At 66.2% G+C, this 411-nt stretch carries 1 protein-coding gene; it reads left to right on the top strand.

Annotation, left to right across the window (positions count from 1 at the left end; genetic code table 11):
• Positions 1-169: 169 nt before the first annotated feature.
• Positions 170-411, top strand: a 242-nt coding sequence (locus OO70_RS50750; protein WP_043688434.1) for a hypothetical protein, incomplete at its 3' end; no start/stop codon positions are given.

The raw sequence follows: 411 nt of genomic DNA, 5'->3' as shown, positions 1-411 counted from the left end.
GTCATGGCCCGCGTGATCCGCACGTGGGCCACGGCCGGCCCCGAGGCCGCCGCGGACGTCTTCCAGAGCGGCACCGCGCAGGCGCACAACGTGCCCGAGGAACCGGGCATCCAGTTCGAGGGCGATGATGTGGAGATCGAATTCCCGTGAACGAGGGAGGAACCTTCCAGTGACTGAGCCGAGCGTGTGGGTGGACGGCAACGAACTACAGATCAGCATCACTTCCCCGCACGGGGAGCTGTATCACCAGTCCCTGCCCCTGGCCATTCTGGTGGCCAAGGCAAGCCGCACCGACGAGATCTTGCGGTTCACGTATGACGTGGTCGATCCGGACAGCGGAGAGACCACGTACAGCGGGGCCGCGCGCATCATGGTCCAGGACCTCCCCGACCCTCGAGCGGAAGTGCAGCC

It is taken from the genome of Streptomyces xylophagus (assembly GCF_000716435.1).
Taxonomy (GTDB): domain Bacteria; phylum Actinomycetota; class Actinomycetes; order Streptomycetales; family Streptomycetaceae; genus Streptomyces; species Streptomyces xylophagus.
This window is presented reverse-complemented; position numbering and strand designations above follow the sequence as displayed.